Below are 22822 nucleotides of genomic sequence, written 5' to 3'. Positions count from 1 at the left end.
AATAGATAAGAGGGATTGTCATGAAGAAACGAACAGCGAGTATGGCAGAGGTAAGATATGGAATGCCGGGAGAATTTGAACCGCATCAAGGCTGCATTATGATTTGGCCCAAACGCCCTGGTTCCTGGCCGTATAGTGCAGGGGCTGCTAGGAGAGCCTTTGTACAGATCGCGGAAGCCATTGCAGACAGCGAACCGGTAGTCATGCTTGCAGAAGAAGATGTTTATGAGAATGCCAGATCCATGTTGTCTCGTCGCATCCTTGTGACGGCAATGGAATCCAATGATGCCTGGGCAAGAGATGTGGGACCAACGTTTGTGAGGAATGAAAAAGGGTCTGTGTCGGGAATTAACTGGCGGTTTAATGCTTGGGGAGGAACGTATGACGGATTGTACCCTAACTGGGAACAGGATGATCTGGTTGCCAGCCATTTTTGCCGTCAGTTTGGCTATCCGATTATCGAAGCCGGAGATTTTGTTCTGGAAGGTGGTTCCATTCACTCCGATGGGGAAGGAACCCTTCTTGTAACCGAACCTTGCCTCCTTAGCAAGGGGAGAAATCCATTGTTGTCTAAAGAAGAGATTGAGCAGAAGCTTATGCATTATCTGGGAGTGGAGAAAATCATATGGCTGAAATATGGGATTTATCAAGATGAAACCAATGAGCATGTGGACAATATTTGTGCATTTGTAAAGCCGGGGGAAGTGGTGCTTGCATGGACGGACGACGAAGAAGATCCTCAGTATGAGAGGTCAAAGTTTGATTTCTCCCAGCTAGAGAAGGAAACCGATGCCAAAGGCAGGCATTTTATTATCCACAAACTACCGATCCCTAAGAAACCGGTTTGTATTACCCCGGAAGAAATCCCTGGATTTACCTATGAACCAGGGGAGACCAAACGAGAAGCAGGGGAACGGCTTGCTGCTAGTTATGTAAATTTTTATATTTCAACCGGGGGAGTTATTGTTCCTCAATTTGGGGATGAGAACGATAAAACAGCAGTTGAAATACTTAAAAAGTGTTTTCCAGACCGGCATATATATCCAGTTTATGCCAGAGATATTATCGTGGGTGGTGGAAACATACATTGTATCACGCAGCAGATACCAAAAGGAGAGAATGATGAGAATGGTAACAGCGGCGGCGGTTCAGATGAAGTGCTGCAAGGAGATCGATAAAAATATTGAGAACGCCGAACGACTGGTCAGACAGGCCGCGGCGGAGGGGGCCCATGTAATTCTGCTTCCCGAACTGTTTGAGCGGTCGTACTTTTGTCAGGAACGGCGATATGAATTCTATGATTATGCAAAAACAGTGGAGGAAAATGACGCAATTGTCCATTTTATGAAAATTGCAAAAGAATTATCGGTTGTTTTGCCCATTAGTTTTTATGAAAAGTCGGGGGAGGTTCTGTTTAATTCGGTTGCAGTTTTGGATGCAGATGGAACCAATCTTGGGGTTTATAGGAAAACGCATATTCCCGATGATCATTATTATCAGGAAAAGTTTTATTTTACTCCAGGGGATACCGGATTTCGGGTCTTTAAAACGCAGTATGGGACCATTGGGATTGGAATCTGTTGGGATCAGTGGTTTCCAGAAACAGCAAGATGCCTGACTTTATCAGGGGCAGAGCTGATTCTTTATCCAACTGCGATTGGAAGTGAACCCATTCTTAACTGTGATAGTATGGAACACTGGAGACGCTGCATGATGGGACACTCTGCGTCTAATATTGTTCCGATAATCGCTTCCAACCGTGTGGGTGAGGAGTTGGTGGTTCCCTGCAAAGAAAATGGGAATCAAAGTTCCTCTCTCCGGTTTTATGGTTCCTCGTTCCTTACGGATTGTACCGGTGCTTTGCTTGGTTCCTTGGGACGAGTTGAGGAAGGGGTGGTATGTGCATCGTTTGATTTGGATGAGATAAAAGCGGAGCGGACAAATTGGGGGTTATTCCGGGATCGAAGACCAGACCAGTATAAAATGATTTCGGGTGGAGAAAGAAACATTCACAATTTTTCATAAACAATTTATACACTCCATATAATTAGTAATAATTAATTAATCGGGGAGTGTTCTATGAAGACACGGATATTTAAAAAATGGATGGTTTTTTTTGGCCTTTCTATGTGGATATTGGGAGCCTGTACGTTAAGCGGATGCAAAGTGAGCGAGGATAACAAAGATAAAGTGCGGGATTTAGAATTTACGGTCGTAGCAGATACCGATATCCCACAGGAGTTAAAACAGATCATCGCGGAGAAACAAAAGTCGCCGTTTAAACTAACATACAGTGATGATCAGAATCTTTACATAGTTGTAGGCTATGGGGAGCAGGCCAGCGGTGGATACAGCATAGCGGTCAATGAGTTGTATTTGACGGATAATTCCATCGTCTTGGATACAGAATTGATCGGGCCGGAAAAAGGAGAAAATGCAGGAACAGAGCCATCGTATCCGTTTATTGTTATAAAAACGGAGATGTCAGAACTTCCGATCGTATTCCAATAAGAGGAAAAGCAGCCGTTTTGTAATCAATTGCAAACGGCTGTTTTTAAATTTCACTTTTTTCTTCTGGCTTCATGTGATATACTACTCAAAACAGGAGATAACGGTAGGAGAAAGGGAAGGATCGTATGATATTAAAGGATATCTGGCTCGATGTAAAGGCAGTGAAGAAGCGAGATCCGGCAGCTAGAAATGTACTGGAAGTGCTGTTTTTGTATCAGGGAGTCCATGCACTGATCTGGCATCGGTTTGCACACTGGTTTTATGAGCACAAAATGTTTTTTATTGCAAGAATGCTTTCTCAGATGTCAAGATTTTTCACATTGATTGAAATCCATCCAGGGGCACAGATGGGACACGGAATCCTAATTGACCATGGTTGTGGTGTAGTAATTGGAGAGACGGCTGTGGTGGGGGATAACTGTACGATTTACCAGGGGGTCACTTTAGGTGGTGTGGGATTAAACAAAGGGAAGAGACACCCAACTCTTGGGAATAATGTAATTGTAGGATCAGGGGCCAAAATATTGGGATCTTTTGAGGTGGGAGACAACTGTACAATAGCTGCCAATGCCGTTTTATTAAAACAGCTGGAAAACAATGTGACTGCAGTGGGAATTCCAGCTCGTGCAGTTAAAATTGACGGAGTTCCGCTTCCAAAAGAAGAGAGCAAACTGGTGTCCATGGATCATTACTGCAAGATGGAGATTAGGGTGAGGGAATTGGAAGAGAGGCTTTCACAGCTTAACAGACAGTTTGATTTAATCGTAAAAGAAGAGAATTCCCCGGAATAATTTGAAAAAAAGTATATTGGAACATGCACCTGCATAAACTTTCTTAAAGGAATATAGAAGATAAGGCAGGTGCTTTTTGATGTTGGAGCTGGTGAAGAAAAACATACATATGAACCGTTGGAAAGGAAATGCCACATCCCAAATCACGCTTGACGATGACTTTATTGTCCCAGACAGCATGGATGATGTGGAGCAAATCATTTTAAGTTCCGGAGAGATTACCATAGAATCTGTAAAAAATCAGACCGAACGGGTTGCGGTACGTGGAAAGCTGGATTTTACCATTCTATATCGTGGAACGGAAGGAAAACTTTGGACACTTACAGGTAATATTAATTTTGAAGAGCCAATTAATGTACCAGGATTGGAAGAGTGTGATATTGTACAATTGACCTGTGAGTTAGAGGATTTAAATGCAGGCATTATCAATTCCAGAAAGCTAAGTGTGAAAGCCATTGTAACCCTTAAGGTTAAGGTGGAGACTTTGTATGACATTGACGCTGCGGTAGAAGTGGACACAAGGGGAAGAACAGCAGATGCGCCTCTAATCGAAACATTAAGACGGAATGTGGATGTGGCGGCAATTGCGCTGCGCCATAAGGACACGTTCCGGATCAAGGATACCATTAGTATGTCCGGAAATAAGCCAAATGTGGATCACGTTTTATGGAGCGAGATGAAGCTGCGTGGTGTAAATACGAGGCCGGTCGATGGGAAGATGATGCTTGATGGAGAACTTTTGGTGTTTGTTATCTATCAGGGAGAGGGAGAGGGCGCGCCAATTCAATGGCTGGAAGAGAGCATTCCATTTGCCGGTGAATTAAACGTTCCTGACTTAACGGAAGACATGGTACCATCCGTTACGGTGCGTTTGATACATAGAGATGTGGAAGCAAAACCGGATGAAGACGGAGAAATGCGGGAATTAGAAGTGGATGCGGTTTTAGAGTTGGAAATGAAGCTCTACAGAGAAGAGAATATGGAACTGTTAAGTGATTTGTATTCTACCAACCGGGATCTTACGCTGCAGACGGGAATGGCGTGTTTTGATAAGATTTTAACGAAGAATATGAGCCGCTGTAAGATCGTGGAAAAGATAGGACTTTCGAATGCGGACCGGATTCTTCAAATTTGTCATAGCGAAGGGACTGTTAAGATTGATGAAACAGAAGTGAAAGAAGATGGCCTGCTTGTAGAGGGTGTGTTGGAAGTTAAGATTCTTTATCTTACCTCTGAGGACGCTCAGCCAATTCAATCCTCCGTTGAGGATATCCCCTTCCATTATCTAATTGAGGCACCAGGAATTAATAATGAGACGATCTGTCAGTTGAATCCTAGTTTGGAACAATTAAGTGCAGTTATGATGGGGGGCGGAAATATTGAAATAAAATCAACCATCTCTCTTGATTTGCTGGCATTACAACCCATACAGGAACAGATCATTATCAGCGCGGTGGATAATCCTTTGGATTTAAACCAGTTACAGAAACTTCCAGGGATTGTTGGTTATATTGTGCAGCCCGATGATTCCTTATGGAATATTGCCAAAAAATTCCATACGACCATTAACACAATTATGGATACCAATGGATTGACAGATAAATCTGTAATTCCTGGAACCCGGTTGATTTTGGTAAAGGAACTTGCCTAATTTAAAGCCAGGTAGAAGATAATACTTTTGCCTGGCATTTTCGAAGTGAGAAATTGAATTATTTTCAAAAAAAAGGGTAATATAAAGATTGCTATTCACATATTAGCTTGACTTGATATATAATATATTATAGCTTGCTAAGTATCAACCATCGACGGCGCCATAAACGCATCCAGCTGGTGCTTTAGATAGATGACAGGTTACCCTGGGCGGTAGTGACGCGATTGCAAGGCGTTATTACCGTTTACATATTGGATAAAAATTGGAGTCAACATATGAATTATACTTATTTATTAAAATGTGCAGATAATACCTTATACTGTGGCTGGACAAATCATCTTGAAAGACGAGTACAGGCTCATAATGAGGGAAAAGGAGCCAAATATACGAAAGCAAGAAGACCAGTCACTCTCGTTTATTATGAAATTTATCCTACAAAAGAAGAAGCAATGCGCCGTGAATTTGCAATCAAGAAGTTATCAAGGAAGGACAAGCTGTTTCTGATTAAGGAATCTGATGGTAAGAATGAAAAAGACTGACTAGGAGCAAAGGAAACGGTCCCGGTCAGTCTTTTTCATATGCTTTTAAGCAACAAATTGATACATAAGAATGTAGTGGCAAAAACTGCCTCCCATGACAAATAAATGGAAAAGCTCATGATTGCCAAAGTGTTTTTGTGGGAAATGAAACAAAGGAATCTTTAACGCATAGATGATGCCCCCGATGGTATATATCAGCCCACCGGCTAAAAGCCAGATAAATGCAGCAGGAGGCAGCGCTAATATGATTTTTTTTAAAGCCAGGACACAAACCCAGCCCATAGCAATGTATAATACAGAGGAAAACCACCTTGGACACATTACGAAGAAGCCTTTTATAATCATTCCAGATAGGGCGATCCCCCAGACGAGGGCAAGTAGGCTTATACCGGTTTTGTCACCTAAAACAATCAAGCAGACCGGAGTATAAGTACCTGCAATCAGGATAAATATCATCATATGATCGAATTTCTTTAACAACTTATTGATCTTTGGAGAAATATCAAGGGTATGATAGATGGTGCTTGCAGCGTAGAGAAGAACCATACTGATACTAAATATTGTAAGGGATACCAGATGGAGTTCTCCGTCTGCAGATGCTTTTATAAGCAGGGGAGCGGCTGCAGCCAAAGCCAGAATCATGGCAATGAAATGAGTGCCTGCACTAACCGGATCTTTAATCTTTATGTTCATTATAAAACCTCCTTGTATTAAAAATAAAAATGCGCTATGTAGTATTGAAAACTATGTTATATCTTTTTATATACTATACACGTTTGCAAAACATAATGCAAGTATTTTTTGATATTCAAAGTAAAACACCATTGATATTATCGAAAGTATGAAATATAATCAATGAAACAAACGTTTTAAAAAGAGAGGATACCATCCAATGAATCAAACGGTGAAGGAATTGATGGATAGAAAGTCAGTTCGTGTTTACGAAGAACAGCAGATCGGACTGGATAAAAAGGCGGCTATCATTGAAGCGGCTCTGCAGGCACCGACTGCAGGGAACATGACCTTATACTCCATTATAGATATAACGGATCAAGAATTAAAAAAGAAATTGTCTGTCAGCTGTGATAATCAGCCGTTTATAGCGCAGGCACCTATGGTACTGGTGTTTGTGGCGGATTACCAGAAATGGTACGACCTGTTTTGTAAGTATGAAGATGCGGTCAGAGCACCTGGAATGGGAGATTTGATGCTGGCAGCAGAGGATGCGTTAATAGCGGCTCAAAATGCCGTGGTCGCAGCAGAATCCATGGGGATTGGATCCTGCTATATTGGAGATATTTTAGAACAGTATGAAACGCACAGAGAATTGTTATCTCTTCCCCGGTATGCGGTGCCTGCTGCGATGGTGGTTTTCGGCTATCCGACGAAACAGCAAAAGGAAAGGGAGAAGCCTAGAAGACTTCGGCCGGAAGCGGTAGTTTTTGAAAATTCCTATCGCCGGCTTAATCCGGAAGCGTTTCAGAATGAATTAAACAAAGTTACAGACAGGGGAGAGGATTTTAAACGATGGATAAAGGCATTCTGCAACCGCAAATGGAACTCCGATTTTAGTCGAGAAATGAGTCGCTCTGTAAAGGCTATGATGAACCAGTGGGAAAAAGAGGAGCAGGAGACAGATGAAGTTTAATCTATTATTTGAAGATCAGGAGATTTTGGTGGTGGAAAAACCCATTGGGATCGAGTCCCAGTCAGCGAGATCTTTTGAACCGGACATGGTCAGTGAAATTAAAAAACATATCAACAATATATCCCCAGTAAAAGGGGAACCTTATGTCGGAGTTATCCACAGACTTGATAAACCAGTTGGTGGAGTTATGGTTTATGCAAAAACAAAAAAGTCTGCAGAAGCCCTAAGTAAGCAGGTTTCTACACGTAAAACTGAGAAATCGTATTATGCAGTGGTATGTGGAAAACCTGTGGAAAACTTTGGGACCTACGTGGATTATTTGTGGAGAGACGGGAAAAACAACTGTTCTAAAATTGTGGATAAGGGGATAAATGGAGCCAAGCAAGCAGAACTTGCGTTTCAAGTCATGGGAGAGGTGAAACAGGGAGAAGAAATTTATAGTTTATTAAAAATAAAGTTAATCACGGGACGTCATCATCAAATACGGGTCCAGATGGCGGCACATGGGACACCGATTTGGGGAGATAGAAAATATAATAAAAAAGTTCAAAATGTAACTTTTAATGGAAACCTGGCATTACATGCTTCTAGTTTTGCCTTTATGCATCCAAGAACTGGGAAAAAAATGAATTTTTATTCCAAACCAAGTGGCGGAATGTTTGACTTATTTTCATGGGAAAATTGAGTAAAACAGGAATTTATTACTAGGTGGTCGTTTCGCATATTTTCTCCATGGTTGAATCATACTAGAGAGTGTACAAATGAAGTACAAAACAGAAACAGGTGATTCCATGGAGAAACCGAGTAGGAAACTGAAGAAAACAATTTTAATATTGGGAGTTACAGGAGCAGTTTATTTATGTTTTGAATATCTGCTGCCTCTTGTAATTCCCTTTTTAATTGCTTATGTCTTCGCCCTTACATTGAGACCGTCCGCATTGTGGATTGAGAGAAAAACAAAATTTCAGTTTAAAAAGAAAGTGATAACCCTTCCTCTCGCATTGATTGGAGGAATCGAGGTCATTCTTTTTATGATTGTATTTGGAGTGATTTTGTATGTGGGGGGAAGAAAATTAATTATTGAGGCACAACTCTTTTTGAAAAATCTGCCAGATATTGTAGACGGCATCCATCTTTGGATGATGGATAACTGTTCCTTTGCAGAGCGTTTGCTAAAATTGCCAGATGGGTATATGGTAGATTTTGTTCGAGAGATTTTAACCGGTGGGGAGGAAGCTATTAAAAGCAGAGCCATGCCGTTTCTTATGACTAATTCTATGACAATCATAAAGTGGCTGATACAGATTACCGTGATCATGGTCATTTTATTAATTGCCACAGTTTTGTCTTTGCAGGAAATGGATGAGATCAGGAATCGGAGAGATAATTCCATGTTCTGTTATGAATACGCGATGCTTGGAAACAGATTAATGAATGTGGGAAGTGCATGGTTAAAGACCCAGGGAACGATTATGCTTTTTACAATGATTATTTGTTCCATCGGCTTGTTTTTAATGGGGAGTCCTTATTTCATTCTCATTGGGATCGGCATCGGGCTTTTGGATGCAATGCCTATATTTGGTACGGGCACGGTTCTGATTCCATGGGCAATCATAAGTCTGCTTAATCATAATTTTATATACGGGATTGGGTTGATATTCGTTTATGTGATCTGCTATTTCATCCGTGAATTTATGGAAGCAAAAATCATGGGTGGGAAAGTTGGACTGAGTCCCATGGAAACACTTGTTTCTATGTATGTGGGACTTCAATTATTCGGCCTATTAGGATTTATCTTAGGTCCAATTGGGCTTTTGATCATTGAAGATATTGTGGAGCTTTATGGTGGAACTTGTAATAACAGTGGAAAAGCTACCAAAAGAAAGGATGCAAATCACAACGAATCCCAGGGAATAGATTGATTTATGTCTCTTGACAAATACAGGTAAATAACGTAAAATCAACCATACAATTATTAACCATAAATCGAGAGAAGACTTGGAAGAGGATTAGTAAGTTTTGATGTATTTTAGAGAGAAGACCCTTGGCTGAAAGGTCTTTATACCGCTCATCACCCAACCTACCTTGGAGTCCCGCAGCAAACTGCGGCGTTAACCTGCGTTACGGGAATGCAAAGTGAGTCACGTATTATGTGACTAAATTGGGTGGCACCACCGAGTGATTCGGTCCCTTTTATCGGGGATTGAATCGCTTTTTTTATTATATATAAAAGGAGAATAGTCATGGCTAAGGAAAAGAAATTAGTAGAAGCGATCACATCGATGGATGTGGATTTCGCACAGTGGTACACGGATGTTGTAAAAAAGGCAGAATTAATTGATTATTCCAGTGTTAAGGGCTGCATGGTTATTAAGCCGACCGGTTATTCCATCTGGGAAAATATTCAAAAGGAACTAGACAGCAGATTAAAAAAAGAGGGCGTAGAAAATGTCTATATGCCAATGTTTATACCAGAAAGTTTGTTGGAGAAGGAAAAGGATCATGTAGAAGGATTTGCTCCTGAAGTTGCATGGGTGACCCACGGTGGTTTAGAGCCACTCCAGGAAAGACTTTGCATCCGGCCTACTTCTGAGACTTTATTTTGTGATTTTTATGCAAAAGAGATTCAATCCTATCGAGATCTTCCAAAGAATTACAATCAATGGTGTTCCGTAGTCCGTTGGGAGAAAACCACAAGGCCGTTTCTTCGTTCCAGAGAATTTTTGTGGCAGGAAGGACATACAGCTCATGCAACGGCTGAGGAAGCCAGCGACCGAACCCGGATGATTTTAAACCTTTATGCAGATTTTTGTGAAGAGGTTCTTGCAATGCCTGTTGTTCGTGGGCAAAAAACAGAGAAGGAAAAGTTTGCAGGAGCGGAAGCTACGTATACAATCGAAGCGTTGATGCATGATGGAAAGGCACTTCAGTCTGGAACGAGCCATAATTTTGGAGATGGATTTGCAAAAGCATTTGAGATTCAGTACTCCGATAAAGAGAATAAACTACAGTACGTTCATCAGACATCCTGGGGAATCAGCACACGTCTGATTGGTGGTATTATTATGGTTCACGGTGATGATAACGGATTGGTACTTCCACCTAAAATCGCGCCGGTTCAGGTCATTATCGTTCCAATTCAGCAGAAGAAGGAAGGGGTTTTAGAAAAGGCTTTTGAGTTAAAAGAAATTCTTTCTAACTATAGTGTAAAGGTTGATGATACGGATAAGAGTCCAGGATGGAAATTTAGCGAGTCAGAGATGCGTGGTATCCCAGTTCGTGTTGAGATTGGACCTAGAGATATTTTAGAAAACCAAGCCATTTTGGTTCGTAGAGACACTCACGAAAAGATAGTTGTTTCTTTGGATGAATTAGATGAAAAGGTAGGAGCGCTTCTTTTAACCATTCAAAAAGATATGCTAGAACGTGCCCGTACCCACCGAGATGCCCATACCTATGAAGCAGTGGAATGGAATGAATTTGTGAAAACGGTGGAAGAAAAACCAGGATTTGTGAAGGCTATGTGGTGTGGTAGTCAGGAGTGCGAGGATAAGATAAAAGAGTTAACAGGTGCGACTTCAAGGTGTATGCCGTTAGAGCAGGAAACTCTTTCAGATCATTGCATTTGCTGCGGAAAACCAGCGAAAAAAATGGTTTACTGGGGCAGAGCTTATTAAGAATAGAGTTAAAATCAGGAGGAACAGCCGTGATAAAAATTCAGATACCGGAGCCGGTAAGAATGATAATCGAACAGCTCAATATTCATGGATTTGAAGCCTATGCTGTCGGCGGCTGCGTTCGGGACAGCTTTCTTGGACGGCTGCCAAAGGACTGGGATATCACCACTTCTGCAAAACCGGAGCATATGAAGGAGATTTTCCCAAAAACCGTTGATACGGGAATTCAACATGGTACGGTTACTGTTATCATGGGACATGAAGGGTATGAGGTAACCACGTATCGGATCGATGGGGAATATGAGGATGGACGCCACCCCAAAACGGTAGAATTTACAGCAAGTCTTTTGGAGGATTTAAAACGCAGGGATTTTACGATAAATGCTATGGCATACAGCGGAAAAGATGAATTGGTGGATGAATTTGGTGGAATAAAGGATTTAGAATCCGGAATTATCCGGTGCGTAGGGAATCCTCTGGATCGATTTACAGAGGATGCCTTACGGATTCTTCGCGCCATCCGATTTTCCGCCCAATTAGGATTTCAAATCGAAGAAGAGACAGAAAACGCGATTGCTGTCATTGCTAAAAATCTAAAAAATGTTAGCAAAGAGCGAATTCAGGTGGAACTTACAAAACTTTTGCTTTCCGATCATCCGGCGCGGGTGAGGCTTGTATTTGAAAATGGGATTGCTACTTATCTAACGGAACATTTTCTTCATACGGAGACAGGGCTTTTGCAGATAGAAAAGTTAAACAGGCTGCCGGATAAAAAACATATGCGCTGGAGTGGATTTTTACGCTTTCTAAGCGAGCGGGAAGCGGTTACAATCCTTCGGGAGTTAAGACTTGATAATGATACCATTGATCAAGTTGGAACTCTTGTCCGTCTCTGGAAAACGGAAATTCCAGCGGATAAGTCTGCCATTCGAAAAGTGATGAGTGGACTACCCCTGAATCTTTTTTATGATCTATTGTGCATTCAGAAACTATATCTGTTCGATGGATATCAGAAGCAATTAAAGCAGGTAGAGCTGTATGTAGAAGAAATTATTCGTTCCGGGGACTGCATTCGGTTAAAGGATATGGCCGTGTCTGGAAGGGATTTGATTGCCGCAGGGATAAAACCAGGACCCAGGATGGGGGAAGTGTTGCAGGTGTTATTTGATGAAGTGTTAAAAAATCCAGATAACAACAATAGAGAATATTTATTGAAAATAATCAATTTAAAATAAGAAACGGTCTTAAGTTCGGGATAAGTAGTTTGCATATTTTTTTCCACCCCTTCATACCCTAGAAGTAGCTGATGAGCTAAGAGTTGGAGGGGTGTTTGTGAACGAGAAATACACAGAGGTGCTTTCGCAGTATGAGCTTGAAATTCTAGATGTGAAACGTGGCCGAGGTGCCTGGTTGTGTGAGACGAACCGGGGGCTGAAACTGCTTCGGGAATATAAAGGTACGATTAAGCGCCTGGAATTTGAAGATCAAGTATTTTCACAGTTAGAAGAATCTGGACATTTAAATGTAGATCGTTATGTCAGGAATCAACAAGGTGAAATACTATCCAGTGCTGAGGATGGGACCAGATGGATTGTAAAAGACTGGTTTTCTGACCGAGAATGTAATTTGAAAGATAGCAAAGAGGTGCTGTGCGCCATTGAACGGATTGCTTTATTACATAAAATATTCCAGAGTATTGAATTTAAGGATGAGTGGGATTTAGGGTCCATTCTGGTGCAACAACCAGCTCAGGAGATGGAACGTCACAATAGAGAACTGATCCGGGCCCGAGGCTTTATCCGTAATAAAAGGAAAAAGTCGGAGTTTGAATTATGTGTCATGGGGAACTATGACGTATTTTTTGACCAGGCAATGGAAGCATGTCGGGGGTTGACAGGCTTTTGTGAAGAAAAGGGGATCGGAGAGGGCTTTTTGTGCCATGGGGACTTAAATCAGCATCACATTCTCGTGGGAGTTTATGAAGGAGCAATTGTGGAGTTCAACCGTATGCACCGAGGAATGCAGATGGGAGATCTTTATCATTTTATGAGGAAAGCCATGGAAAAACATGACTGGAACTTAAAACTCGGGATGACAATGCTTGAGACCTATTCAAAGGTTGTTCCACTTTCAAATGCAGACAGGACCTGCTTGTATTATCTGTTCCTATATCCAGAGAAGTACTGGAAGCAGATTAATTTTTATTATAATGCCAATAAGGCTTGGATTCCTTCCCGGAATATTGAGAAATTGAGAGATTTAGAGATTCAGCAGCCGATGAGGAATCGTTTCCTGACAAGCATTAAATAGCGCAATACTGCTTTCTTTTTCCTTGGTTATGATTTATAATAGCCGTAACTGAAATGGAGAGAAGGGAGCATTATGCTGATGAAAGACTATAGAAGCATCTACGAGGAATGGATGTCGAATCCATACTTTGATGAAGCGACAAAGGACGAACTTCGCAAGATGAAAGACAATGAGAATGAGATAAAAGAACGTTTCTATCAGGATTTGGAATTTGGTACTGCTGGTTTAAGAGGAATCATGGGTGCTGGTATCAATCGTATGAATATTTATGTGGTAAGAAGAGCCACTCAAGGTCTTGCCAATTATATTATAAAACAAGGCGGCGCTCACAAAGGCGTGGCCATTGCATATGACTCTAGACACATGTCTCCTGAGTTCGCTAAGGAAGCTGCACTTACCTTAGCTGCCAATGGGATCAAAGCCTATCAATTTGAATCACTGCGTCCGACTCCAGAGCTTTCATTTGCGGTTAGGGAACTGGGCTGTATTGCAGGAATTAATGTAACGGCTAGTCACAATCCCCCGGAATATAACGGGTATAAGGTATATTGGGAAGATGGTGCCCAGTTTACCTCACCTCATGATAAAGGGGTGACGGCTGAGGTGTTGGCGATCACAGATTTATCCACAGTAAAAACAACTACGGTAACAGAGGCGACGGCAGCAGGAAATTATGAGATCATCGGGGCGGCGATGGATGAGAAATATATTTCGCAGGTGAAGGCACAAGTAGTCAATCAAGATGCCATTGATCAGATGCAAGATGAGATTAGAATTGTCTATAGCCCACTTCATGGTACCGGTAATCGACCGGTTAGAAGAGTATTGAAAGAGATCGGATTTACCCACGTATATGTGGTTCCGGAGCAGGAATTGCCAGATGGAGATTTTCCAACGGTCAGTTACCCGAATCCGGAAGCAGAAGAGGCATTTTCACTGGGGCTTGCCCTGGCCAAAGAAAAAGATGCAGACCTGGTACTGGCGACAGATCCAGACGCAGATCGTCTTGGCGTTTATGTAAAAGATAAGAAATCAGGGGAGTACCTCCCACTAACTGGCAATATGTCGGGCTCTTTGCTTTGTGAGTATGTATTAAATCAGAAGAAAGCAAAAGGCCAGATCCCTGCGGATGGTCAGGTGGTAAAATCCATTGTAACAACGAATTTAGTGGATGCGATTGCTAAATCTTATGGTTCGGAACTGATTGAGGTTTTAACCGGATTTAAATATATTGGACAACAGATTTTAAAGGAAGAAACCACTGGATATGGAACATATTTGTTTGGGCTGGAAGAAAGCTATGGCTGTTTAATTGGAACGTATGCTCGCGATAAAGATGCCATCTCTGCGACGGCCGCGCTTTGTGAAGCTGCCGCTTATTACAAAACCAAAGGTATGACTTTATGGGATGCCATGATGGCTTTGTATGAAACCTATGGGTTTTACAAAGATGCAGTCAAAGCGATCAGTTTAAAAGGCATGGAAGGTCAGGCGAAAATAAAAGAGATTATGGAGACCATGCGCAGTAAGACGCCCAAAGAGATTGGTGGTTATCAGATTCTTGCAGTTAGAGATTATAAACAGGATACCATTGTAGATATAAAGTCAGGGGAAGTCAAACCCACTGGGCTTCCAGTATCAGATGTGCTCTATTATGAATTAAATGACGATGCCTGGCTTTGCATCAGACCATCGGGTACGGAACCTAAGATTAAGTTCTACTACGGTGTAAAAGGAACTTCTCGATTCGATGGGGAAGAAAAATCACGGATCTTAGGCGAAGGAGTTATGGCATTAATTGATCATATGATCGAAGAATCATAACCACCCGTTGAACGGGTGGTTTGCTCTACCCCTATAAGGGGTTATTACCGACGTTGGAGCCTAAAGGCTCTTTGAAAAAAATCCACAGCCGCACAAACATTTATCTACTGAGCCCAACAGGGCTCATTTTATTATGGGTCGTGACCCTGTTGAGCACGCGAAGCGTGCGAAATATAAACCACCCGCTATGCGGGTGCGCGGTGTTTGTTACACAAAAAAATCACCTTTCCGTTATAATAAGGTTGTTCAAGCCAATTTATAACGAAAGGAAAGGTGATTTTAATGGCCAATAAGGCAAACAGTTTGGCACATACCAAATGGATGTGCAAGTATCACATAGTGTTCACACCAAAGTACAGGAGAAAAATAATTTACAACCAGTACAAGGAAAGTATTAGAGATATTCTGAAACAACTATGTGGATACAAAGGCGTAGAAATATTGGAAGGTCATATAATGCCCGACCATATTCATATGCTTGTAAGCATTCCACCTAAACTGAGTGTATCACAATTTATGGGATATCTCAAAGGAAAAAGTGCGCTTATGATCTTTGATCAGCACGCAAACTTAAAGTATAAGTTTGGAAACCGACATTTTTGGGCAGAGGGATATTATGTGAGCACAGTCGGTCTTAACGAGGCAACTATAAGAAAGTATATCCAGGAACAAGAAAGTCACGATATTGCAATGGATAAATTAAGCGTCAAAGAGTATGAGGACCCTTTTAAGGGTAGCCGGTAATACAAAAGCCCTTTTAAGGGTTGCGACGAGTCAAGGGCGTTAAGGCTTGAACAAAGTGAAAGCCAGCGTCTTTAGGCGCTGGCCGGTAACAGAGGCTTATAGCCTCAGGACAAACCACCCGTTTGACGGGTGGTCATGATTTGCTTTGTTTTACCGGCTCACCCGTGAACGGGTCTATGTATTCTTTTAACGTCATTTGATCATATTCTAAATCTTCTTTTAATTGATTTAGAATATATTCTTGTATCTTCTTTGCATTCTTTCCCACTGTATCTACATAATATCCACGACACCAAAAATGTCTGTTTCCATATTTGTATTTCAAATTTGCATGTCTCTCAAATATCATAAGCGTACTCTTCCCTTTTAAATATCCCATAAAACTTGATACGCTGATATTTGGTGGTATTCTCACTAACATATGAACATGATCTGGACATATTTCTGCTTCTACTATTTCCACACCTTTTCGTTTACATAACATGCTTAGAACATTTGCTATATCCTGCTTTAATTCTCCGTACGCTACCTTTCTGCGATATTTTGGCGCAAAAACTATGTGATACTTACAATTCCATTTTGAATGTGATAAACTACTTATATCCATTTGGATAACCTCCTTTGATGTGCTTGTGTGGCTGCGAACCAACACTATTATATCACTGGAGGTTTTTTACCTGAAGCTAAAGCTGCTGTGGTCACACCTGCATAGCAGGTGGTTTATTAAAAGACTGCCATACAATAGAAAACAGAAGACCAGACATTGATCTGGCCTTCTGTTTTTTTAACTATTTGTTTTTTCTATATTTCTTTGAGTATTCCTTTATTTCACGCAGAGCATCTCCAAATAAACGGGAGGAAGCGGTCGGGTTTCGTTTAAGAATGCCTTTTCGGTAAAAGAATAACCGTTTTACCAGTTTTTCTTTTGAATCCATCAGAGCCTTTAACCGTTCTTCTTTTACAGAAGTGGCCATTAGGATGGTTTCATTTCTAAGTTCCGTTACTTTTAAAGCGGTCTCTGATTTTAACAGACTCATCTGTACCTGTAGCTCTTCTAGTTCTGCTTTTATCTTTGTCATAGATTCCAGCACTTTTGAAAGATCCAAAGCTTCTTTGGTGCAGTGAATGGTATCCAGAAGAAAGAATAGCCCTGTAACTGCCACAATTGTTACGTTTGCCGGAAGGCTTAACTGGAGAACTAGATATTCCAGTGGTCGGTGAACCACCTCGGTTAAAAGAATGGTAAGAGCACCCCAGGCTATGGATGTGGAAAGGCAGATATATCCGTTTAGATTCCATGGATTGTTGCTGTAGTCCCAGTATTTTATTTTAAAAAGCCTCTCCATAAGATAGCCGGTTAAATATTCTAGTACAGTGGCACCAATCATACCGGATAAAAACACCAGAATAACATGACCTTTAATGGGAAGGGACAAAATAAGCATGAGTATGGCACCCGTTCCATAGAGTGGAAGGAGTGGAAGGCGGAGAAAGCCTCGATTCACAATCCGAAGGCTTTTTATGGATACATAGGTAGATTCGATGATCCAGCCGATGAAGCAATAGAGGAAAAAAAACAGAAGCCATTGATACCAAGTATATTCGTACATGACAATGCCCCTTTCTGGAATCTGGTTTGTTGGATTTATCATATACGGTTTTGTCCTGTTTTGCAACAGGAATCATCTGTTTAAAGAATTTTACTTGCGTGAATCAATCCGGTCGGGTAAAATGAGGAAGGATTATAATTTATAAAAAGAATCAGAGTCAAAGATAAAGGAGTTTTTTGATGAGTATATTAAACGTAGAACATTTGACTCATGGATTTGGAGACCGTGCTATATTCCAGGATGTTTCTTTCCGTTTATTAAAGGGAGAACACATTGGCTTAATTGGAGCGAATGGAGAAGGAAAATCCACATTCATGAATATGATAACCGGTCATTTACAGCCAGATGAGGGAAAGGTTGAGTGGGCAAAAAAGGTCCGGGTTGGATATTTGGATCAGCATACCGTCCTTACAAAGGGAGTAACCATTCAGGACGTATTAAAAAGTGCGTTCTCTTTCTTATTTCAAATGGAAGAGCAGATGAATGAAATCTGCGATAAGATGGGGGAAGCAGACGAAAACACCATGAATACCATGCTAGAGGAACTGGGCACCATCCAAGATCTTTTGATGGCACATGATTTTTATGTCATTGATTCTAAAGTGGAAGAGGTGGCAAGAGCTTTGGGGTTAACAGAGATTGGTCTGTTAAAGGATGTGACGGAATTAAGTGGTGGACAGAGAACCAAGGTACTTTTAGGCAAATTGTTGTTGGAAAAACCAGACATCCTTTTACTGGATGAGCCGACCAACTATTTAGATGTTCAGCATATTGAATGGCTGAAACGCTATCTTCAGGAATATGAAAATGCATTTATCCTGATTTCACATGATATTCCTTTTTTAAATAGTGTAATCAATATCATCTATCACATGGAAAATCAATGTTTGGATCGCTATGTAGGGGATTATGATAAATTCCAGGAAGTTTATGCAGTGAAACGGGCACAGTTGGAAGCAGCATATAAACGCCAGCAGCAGGAGATTGCTGAATTAGAAGATTTTGTTGCAAGGAATAAAGCCAGGGTATCCACCCGAAACATGGCGATGTCAAGACAAAAAAAGCTGGATAAGATGGACGTTATCGAACTGGCCAAGGATAAGCCCAAACCGGAGTTTCAATTTATGGAGGCTAGAACGGCTGGAAAGATTATTATTGAAACCAGAGATTTGGTGATTGGATATGACGAGCCTCTATCAAAACCTCTTAATTTTATGATGGAGCGTGGGGAAAAGGTTGTACTAGCAGGTGCCAATGGAATTGGAAAGACTACTTTGTTAAAAAGCATTTTGGGTCTGGTTCCTTCTTTGGGTGGTGAATCTGAACTGGGGGATTACCTGTCCATCGGTTATTTTGAACAGGAGATGACACCTGGAAATACGACTACCTGTATCGAAGAAATCTGGAAAGAGTTTCCTTCCTATACCCAATATCAGGTTCGGTCTGCGCTGGCAAGGTGTGGTCTTACGACCAATCACATTGAGAGTCAGGTCCGGGTGTTAAGCGGTGGAGAACAGGCAAAGGTCCGCTTGTGTAAATTATTAAATCGTGAGTCCAATGTTTTATTGTTGGACGAGCCGACCAATCATCTGGATGTGGAAGCAAAGGAAGAATTAAAAAGAGCATTGAAGGAATATAGGGGCAGCATCCTTTTGATCTGTCATGAACCGGAGTTTTATGAGGGGCTTGCAACTAGAGTGCTAGACTGCAGGGACTGGGCGCTCCGGCTTTCCTAATTCAACAACAAATATTAACATCAAAAAATCGGGATTTGGTTTTCTAATTAATAGAAACCAAATCCCGATTGTATGTTTATCACTAAAATAGTCTTATTTAGGGGGGCCGGACGACTTGCGCCGTCCGGTATGAGTATGAAAAAGCTTTGTGATTTCAAGTAAGTTACTTGAAACAAAAGGCCCGTCATCCTTTCGGATAACGTATTCTTAGTATACGTGTTAAATGTGAAGAAAATGTGTACCACAAATTAAAAAATCATAAAGTTCATTAAAAATAAAAAAACCCTTTCAAAACACATGGTTATTGTATATAATAGGATGGAAAGTTCGACTTCATTTACAAATTAGCAAAATTTTGAAGATAAAGAAAGCCCTGGGAACAGGATACAGCGATCAGGAGGAAAGATAATTATGATGTCCAATGATATTGGGATTGATTTAGGTACGGCAAGTATACTGGTATATATCAAAGGAAAGGGAGTAGTACTAAAGGAACCTTCCGTTGTAGCCATTGATCGTGATACCAATAAAATAAAGGCGATTGGCGAGGAAGCCAGATTGATGATTGGGCGAACTCCTGGCAACATCGTTGCCGTAAGACCTCTCCGCCAGGGTGTAATCTCGGATTATACCGTTACGGAAAAGATGCTTAAATATTTTATCAATAAAGCAGTAGGGAAAAAGACATTAAGAAAACCTAGAATTAGTGTCTGCATTCCAAGTGGTGCAACAGAAGTAGAGAAAAAAGCAGTTGAGGATGCGACTTATCAGGCAGGAGCCAGAGAGGTTTCGATCATTGAGGAACCGGTTGCTGCAGCCATTGGTGCAGGAATCGACATTTCAAAGGCATGTGGAAATATGATCGTAGATATCGGTGGTGGTACTTCTGATATTGCGGTAATTTCTCTTGGTGGAACGGTTGTGAGCACGTCCATTAAGATAGCTGGTGATGATTTTGACGAGGCACTGGTTCGTTATATGAGAAAAAAACACAATCTTCTGATCGGAGAAAGAACGGCGGAAGAAATTAAAATTAACATTGGTGCAGCATACCGAAGACCAGAAGTTCTAACGATGGAAGTGCGGGGGAGAAACTTGGTAACAGGTCTTCCAAAAACCATTGTAGTAACTTCCGATGAGACTTTGGATGCGTTAAAAGAACCTGCTATGCAGATTGTAGATGCAGTTCATAGCGTGCTGGAGAGAACTCCACCGGAACTGGCAGCTGATATATTTGATCGTGGAATTGTATTAACCGGAGGCGGATCCTTGCTAAGCGGTTTGGATGCTTTGATTGAGGAGAAGACAGGAATTACAACCATGATTGCAGAAGATCCCCTTACTGCTGTAGCCATTGGTACAGGTAAATATATTGAGTTTTGCCATGGGGGCGAGAATAAAAGAGAATTTTAACCAAACAAGTTTTGGTGGCAGGACTGCTCGTATGGGCCCTGGCGGAATCATCTGATTCCGGCAGGGTTTTCATACGGCGGTCTCTTTGCATTTACGGGAGGTAACATGGCAACTGTCTGCGGATTTGTAGAAAAAATAAAATACAGGAACGAAGAGAATGGGTATACGGTTTTAAGTCTTGTTGAAGAAGGAGAAGAGTATACCCTTGTAGGTAATTTCCACTATATTAGCGAAGGAGAACGGATCGAGGTCGTTGGATTCATGACAGAGCACCCAGTTTACGGAGACCAGATGACGGTGGAAACCTATGAGATCAAGGCTCCCGAAGATACCATTGCCATGGAGCGTTACCTAGGCTCTGGAGCGATTAAAGGTGTGGGAGCTGCTCTAGCGGCCAGAGTTGTTCGTCGTTTTAAAGCAGATACCTTCCGTATTATGGAAGAAGAACCGGAACGCCTTTCTGAGGTCAAGGGAATCAGTGAGAAACTGGCAATGTCTATATCCAACCAGGTAGAGCAAAAAAAAGAGATGCGCCAGGCAATGATGTTCCTTCAGGAATATGGAATTTCTATGAATCTGGCTGTTAAAATCTATCAGGAATATGGTCCAAGGCTTTACAGTATTATAAAGGAGAATCCGTATCAGATGGCTGATGACATCTCAGGTGTGGGGTTTAAGATGGCGGATGAGATTGCCAGAAAAGTAGGTATTTTTACGGATTCTGATTTTCGAATTAAGAGTGGCGTTCTCTATACTCTTTTACAGGCAACGGCTAATGGACATACTTACCTGCCAGAGGATGAGCTGCTTTCTCAGGCTTCTGAACTTTTAAAGGTGGAACGACTGGACATAGAAAAACATTTGATGGATATGCAGCTTGATAAGCGTCTGGTGATACGGGAAACAGACAAAAAGCGGACGATTTATTCTTCCCTGTATTATTATATGGAATTGAATACAGCAAAGATGCTCCATGATCTTAACATCCGGGGTCAGATGCCGGAAGAAGAAATCCGGAAAAAGCTGCTGAAGTTACAGAAGGAGGAACAGATTGAACTGGACGAAAAACAGGTTAAGGCTGTGGTGGAAGCGGTAAATAGCGGACTTCTTATTATTACTGGAGGACCAGGAACGGGGAAAACCACCACCATCAATACGATTATCCGTTTTTTTGAAAGCGAAGAGATGGAAATTCTTCTGGCTGCCCCCACAGGCAGAGCAGCGAAGCGGATGACAGAGGCTACAGGTTATGAAGCAAGGACCATTCACAGACTGCTCGAACTGTTTGGAGGTCCAGGGGATGATCGAGCTACCTCCATGCATTTTGAAAGAAATGAAGAGAACCCTTTGGATGCGGATGCGGTGATTATTGATGAGACGTCTATGGTTGACATCCATCTAATGCAGTCGTTATTAAAAGCGGTAAATCCGGGAACCAGGCTCATATTAGTCGGTGACGTCAATCAGTTGCCAAGTGTGGGACCTGGGAATGTATTAAGGGATATGATTGATTCTCAATGTTTTAATGTTGTAATGCTGACAAAGATTTTCCGTCAGGCTTCTCAAAGTGACATTGTAGTCAATGCCCATAAAATTAATGCAGGGGAAACAGTTCCACTTGGGAAGAAGAGCAATGATTTTCTTTTCATTAAGCGAAATGACCCCAATTCAATCATTAGTGCTTTGATTACACTGGTGAAGGACAAGCTGCCAGGTTATGTGAATGCAGATACGAACGAGATTCAGATTATGACTCCCATGCGTAAAGGTGCAATCGGTGTGGACCGACTTAATACTATATTGCAGGAATACCTAAATCCTCCCTCTGGGAAAAAGATCGAAAAGGAATCGGGAGGGGTTGTATATCGTACTGGGGATAAGGTTATGCAGATCAAAAACAATTATAACATCGAGTGGGAAGTGAAAAACCGCTACGGGATCCCGTTAGAAAAAGGCACCGGAATTTATAATGGGGATATGGGTGTTATCCGTGAGATTAATGATTTTGCAGAACTAGTAATCGTGGAGTTTGATGAAGGACGCATGGTGGAATACAGTTATAAGCAATTGGAGGAGCTGGAGCTTGCTTATGCAATCACCATACACAAGTCTCAGGGAAGTGAATATCCAGCTGTGGTAATCCCTGTGTTCTCTGGTCCAAGAATGCTGATGACAAGAAATTTGATCTATACGGCAGTAACCCGTGCCAAAACCTGTGTCTGTCTGGTGGGAATGCCAGATATCTTCCAGGGAATGGTCAATAATGCAATGGAACAGCGCAGATATTCTGGCTTAAAGGAACGGATCTGTGAAATAAATGAATTGTCTTAAAATCTTCGGGCAGGCATTCTGTCTGCCCTTGTTCTTT

Annotated in this window: 20 protein-coding genes and 1 other annotated feature; of the genes, 17 read left to right on the top strand and 3 right to left on the bottom strand. The window is 41.5% G+C overall.

Going from position 1 to position 22822, the window contains the following annotated elements:
* The first annotated feature begins 20 nt into the window (after positions 1-20).
* The 6 genes from aguA (at position 21) to EFT72_RS17155 (ending at position 5492) form a co-directional block, all read left to right on the top strand.
* On the top strand, positions 21-1178 hold the full coding sequence (aguA, locus tag EFT72_RS17180) for an agmatine deiminase (RefSeq protein ID WP_124068140.1): 1158 nt from the start codon (positions 21-23) through the stop codon (positions 1176-1178).
* On the top strand, positions 1123-2025 hold the full coding sequence (gene aguB, locus EFT72_RS17175) for an N-carbamoylputrescine amidase (RefSeq protein ID WP_124068139.1): 903 nt from the start codon (positions 1123-1125) through the stop codon (positions 2023-2025). Before aguA ends, aguB begins: the two co-directional genes overlap by 56 nt.
* An 81-nt stretch (positions 2026-2106) precedes the next feature.
* Positions 2107-2511 carry a protease complex subunit PrcB family protein gene (locus EFT72_RS17170; protein WP_124068152.1) on the top strand — a complete coding sequence of 135 codons (405 nt, stop codon included), beginning with the start codon at positions 2107-2109 and terminating at the stop codon, positions 2509-2511.
* Between the two features lie 125 nt (positions 2512-2636).
* A complete protein-coding gene (cysE, locus tag EFT72_RS17165; RefSeq protein WP_124068138.1) occupies positions 2637-3302 on the top strand; it encodes a serine O-acetyltransferase in 666 nt (221 codons plus the stop codon).
* A 79-nt stretch (positions 3303-3381) separates the two neighbouring features.
* Entirely contained in the window at positions 3382-4953 is a 1572-nt protein-coding gene (locus tag EFT72_RS17160; protein ID WP_124068137.1) for an SPOCS domain-containing protein, read from the top strand.
* 275 nt (positions 4954-5228) lie between these two features.
* Complete coding sequence (locus EFT72_RS17155) at positions 5229-5492, top strand: GIY-YIG nuclease family protein (protein ID WP_124068136.1); 264 nt, start codon at positions 5229-5231, stop codon at positions 5490-5492.
* Between the two features lie 45 nt (positions 5493-5537).
* On the opposite strand, the gene EFT72_RS17150 is transcribed toward EFT72_RS17155, so the two are convergent.
* On the bottom strand, positions 5538-6185 hold the full coding sequence (locus EFT72_RS17150) for a hemolysin III family protein (protein WP_124068135.1): 648 nt from the start codon (positions 6183-6185) through the stop codon (positions 5538-5540).
* Positions 6186-6384: 199 nt separating this feature from the next.
* Between EFT72_RS17150 and EFT72_RS17145 the strand changes: the two genes are divergently transcribed.
* The 8 genes from EFT72_RS17145 (at position 6385) to tnpA (EFT72_RS17110) (ending at position 15695) form a co-directional block, all read left to right on the top strand.
* Positions 6385-7140 (top strand): nitroreductase family protein, encoded by a 756-nt coding sequence (locus EFT72_RS17145; RefSeq protein ID WP_124068134.1) that lies wholly within the window; start codon positions 6385-6387, stop codon positions 7138-7140.
* The gene (locus EFT72_RS17140) at positions 7130-7825 is read left to right on the top strand and encodes an RluA family pseudouridine synthase (protein ID WP_124068133.1); all 696 of its coding nucleotides are present in this window, start codon (positions 7130-7132) and stop codon (positions 7823-7825) included. The genes EFT72_RS17145 and EFT72_RS17140 overlap by 11 nt, the downstream gene beginning before the upstream one ends.
* Positions 7826-7901: 76 nt before the next feature.
* Positions 7902-9062 carry an AI-2E family transporter gene (locus EFT72_RS17135; RefSeq protein ID WP_243110052.1) on the top strand — a complete coding sequence of 387 codons (1161 nt, stop codon included), beginning with the start codon at positions 7902-7904 and terminating at the stop codon, positions 9060-9062.
* A 68-nt stretch (positions 9063-9130) separates the two neighbouring features.
* Positions 9131-9335: a binding site (T-box leader), on the top strand.
* Positions 9336-9383: 48 nt separating this feature from the next.
* Positions 9384-10817, top strand: coding sequence for a proline--tRNA ligase (gene proS, locus EFT72_RS17130; RefSeq protein WP_124068132.1), 1434 nt, complete (start codon positions 9384-9386; stop codon positions 10815-10817).
* 29 nt (positions 10818-10846) lie between these two features.
* On the top strand, positions 10847-12052 hold the full coding sequence (locus tag EFT72_RS17125; protein WP_347561900.1) for a CCA tRNA nucleotidyltransferase: 1206 nt from the start codon (positions 10847-10849) through the stop codon (positions 12050-12052).
* 97 nt (positions 12053-12149) lie between these two features.
* Positions 12150-13127, top strand: a complete 978-nt coding sequence (locus EFT72_RS17120; protein ID WP_124068131.1) for a spore coat protein CotS — start codon at positions 12150-12152, stop codon at positions 13125-13127.
* Between the two features lie 78 nt (positions 13128-13205).
* Positions 13206-14951, top strand: a complete 1746-nt coding sequence (locus EFT72_RS17115; RefSeq protein WP_124068130.1) for a phospho-sugar mutase — start codon at positions 13206-13208, stop codon at positions 14949-14951.
* A gap of 282 nt (positions 14952-15233) precedes the next feature.
* Positions 15234-15695, top strand: coding sequence for an IS200/IS605 family transposase (gene tnpA / locus EFT72_RS17110; protein WP_124065458.1), 462 nt, complete (start codon positions 15234-15236; stop codon positions 15693-15695).
* A 133-nt stretch (positions 15696-15828) separates the two neighbouring features.
* On the opposite strand, the gene tnpA (EFT72_RS17105) is transcribed toward tnpA (EFT72_RS17110), so the two are convergent.
* Positions 15829-16302 carry an IS200/IS605 family transposase gene (tnpA, locus tag EFT72_RS17105; RefSeq protein ID WP_124068129.1) on the bottom strand — a complete coding sequence of 158 codons (474 nt, stop codon included), beginning with the start codon at positions 16300-16302 and terminating at the stop codon, positions 15829-15831.
* Positions 16303-16483: 181 nt separating this feature from the next.
* Positions 16484-17347: a putative ABC transporter permease gene (locus EFT72_RS17100; protein ID WP_347561899.1), complete on the bottom strand. Its 864-nt coding sequence runs from the start codon at positions 17345-17347 to the stop codon at positions 16484-16486.
* A 137-nt stretch (positions 17348-17484) separates the two neighbouring features.
* On the opposite strand from EFT72_RS17100, the gene EFT72_RS17095 reads away from it, so the two are divergent.
* The 3 genes from EFT72_RS17095 (at position 17485) to EFT72_RS17085 (ending at position 22785) form a co-directional block, all read left to right on the top strand.
* Positions 17485-19041 (top strand): ABC-F family ATP-binding cassette domain-containing protein, encoded by a 1557-nt coding sequence (locus EFT72_RS17095; protein WP_124068128.1) that lies wholly within the window; start codon positions 17485-17487, stop codon positions 19039-19041.
* A gap of 411 nt (positions 19042-19452) precedes the next feature.
* Positions 19453-20454 (top strand): rod shape-determining protein, encoded by a 1002-nt coding sequence (locus tag EFT72_RS17090; protein ID WP_124068127.1) that lies wholly within the window; start codon positions 19453-19455, stop codon positions 20452-20454.
* Positions 20455-20559: 105 nt separating this feature from the next.
* Positions 20560-22785: an ATP-dependent RecD-like DNA helicase gene (locus tag EFT72_RS17085; RefSeq protein ID WP_124068126.1), complete on the top strand. Its 2226-nt coding sequence runs from the start codon at positions 20560-20562 to the stop codon at positions 22783-22785.
* Positions 22786-22822: the final 37 nt, after the last annotated feature.

This window comes from Clostridium sp. E02, assembly GCF_003833015.1.
Taxonomy (GTDB): Bacteria; Bacillota; Clostridia; order Lachnospirales; family Lachnospiraceae; genus Lacrimispora.
This window is presented reverse-complemented; position numbering and strand designations above follow the sequence as displayed.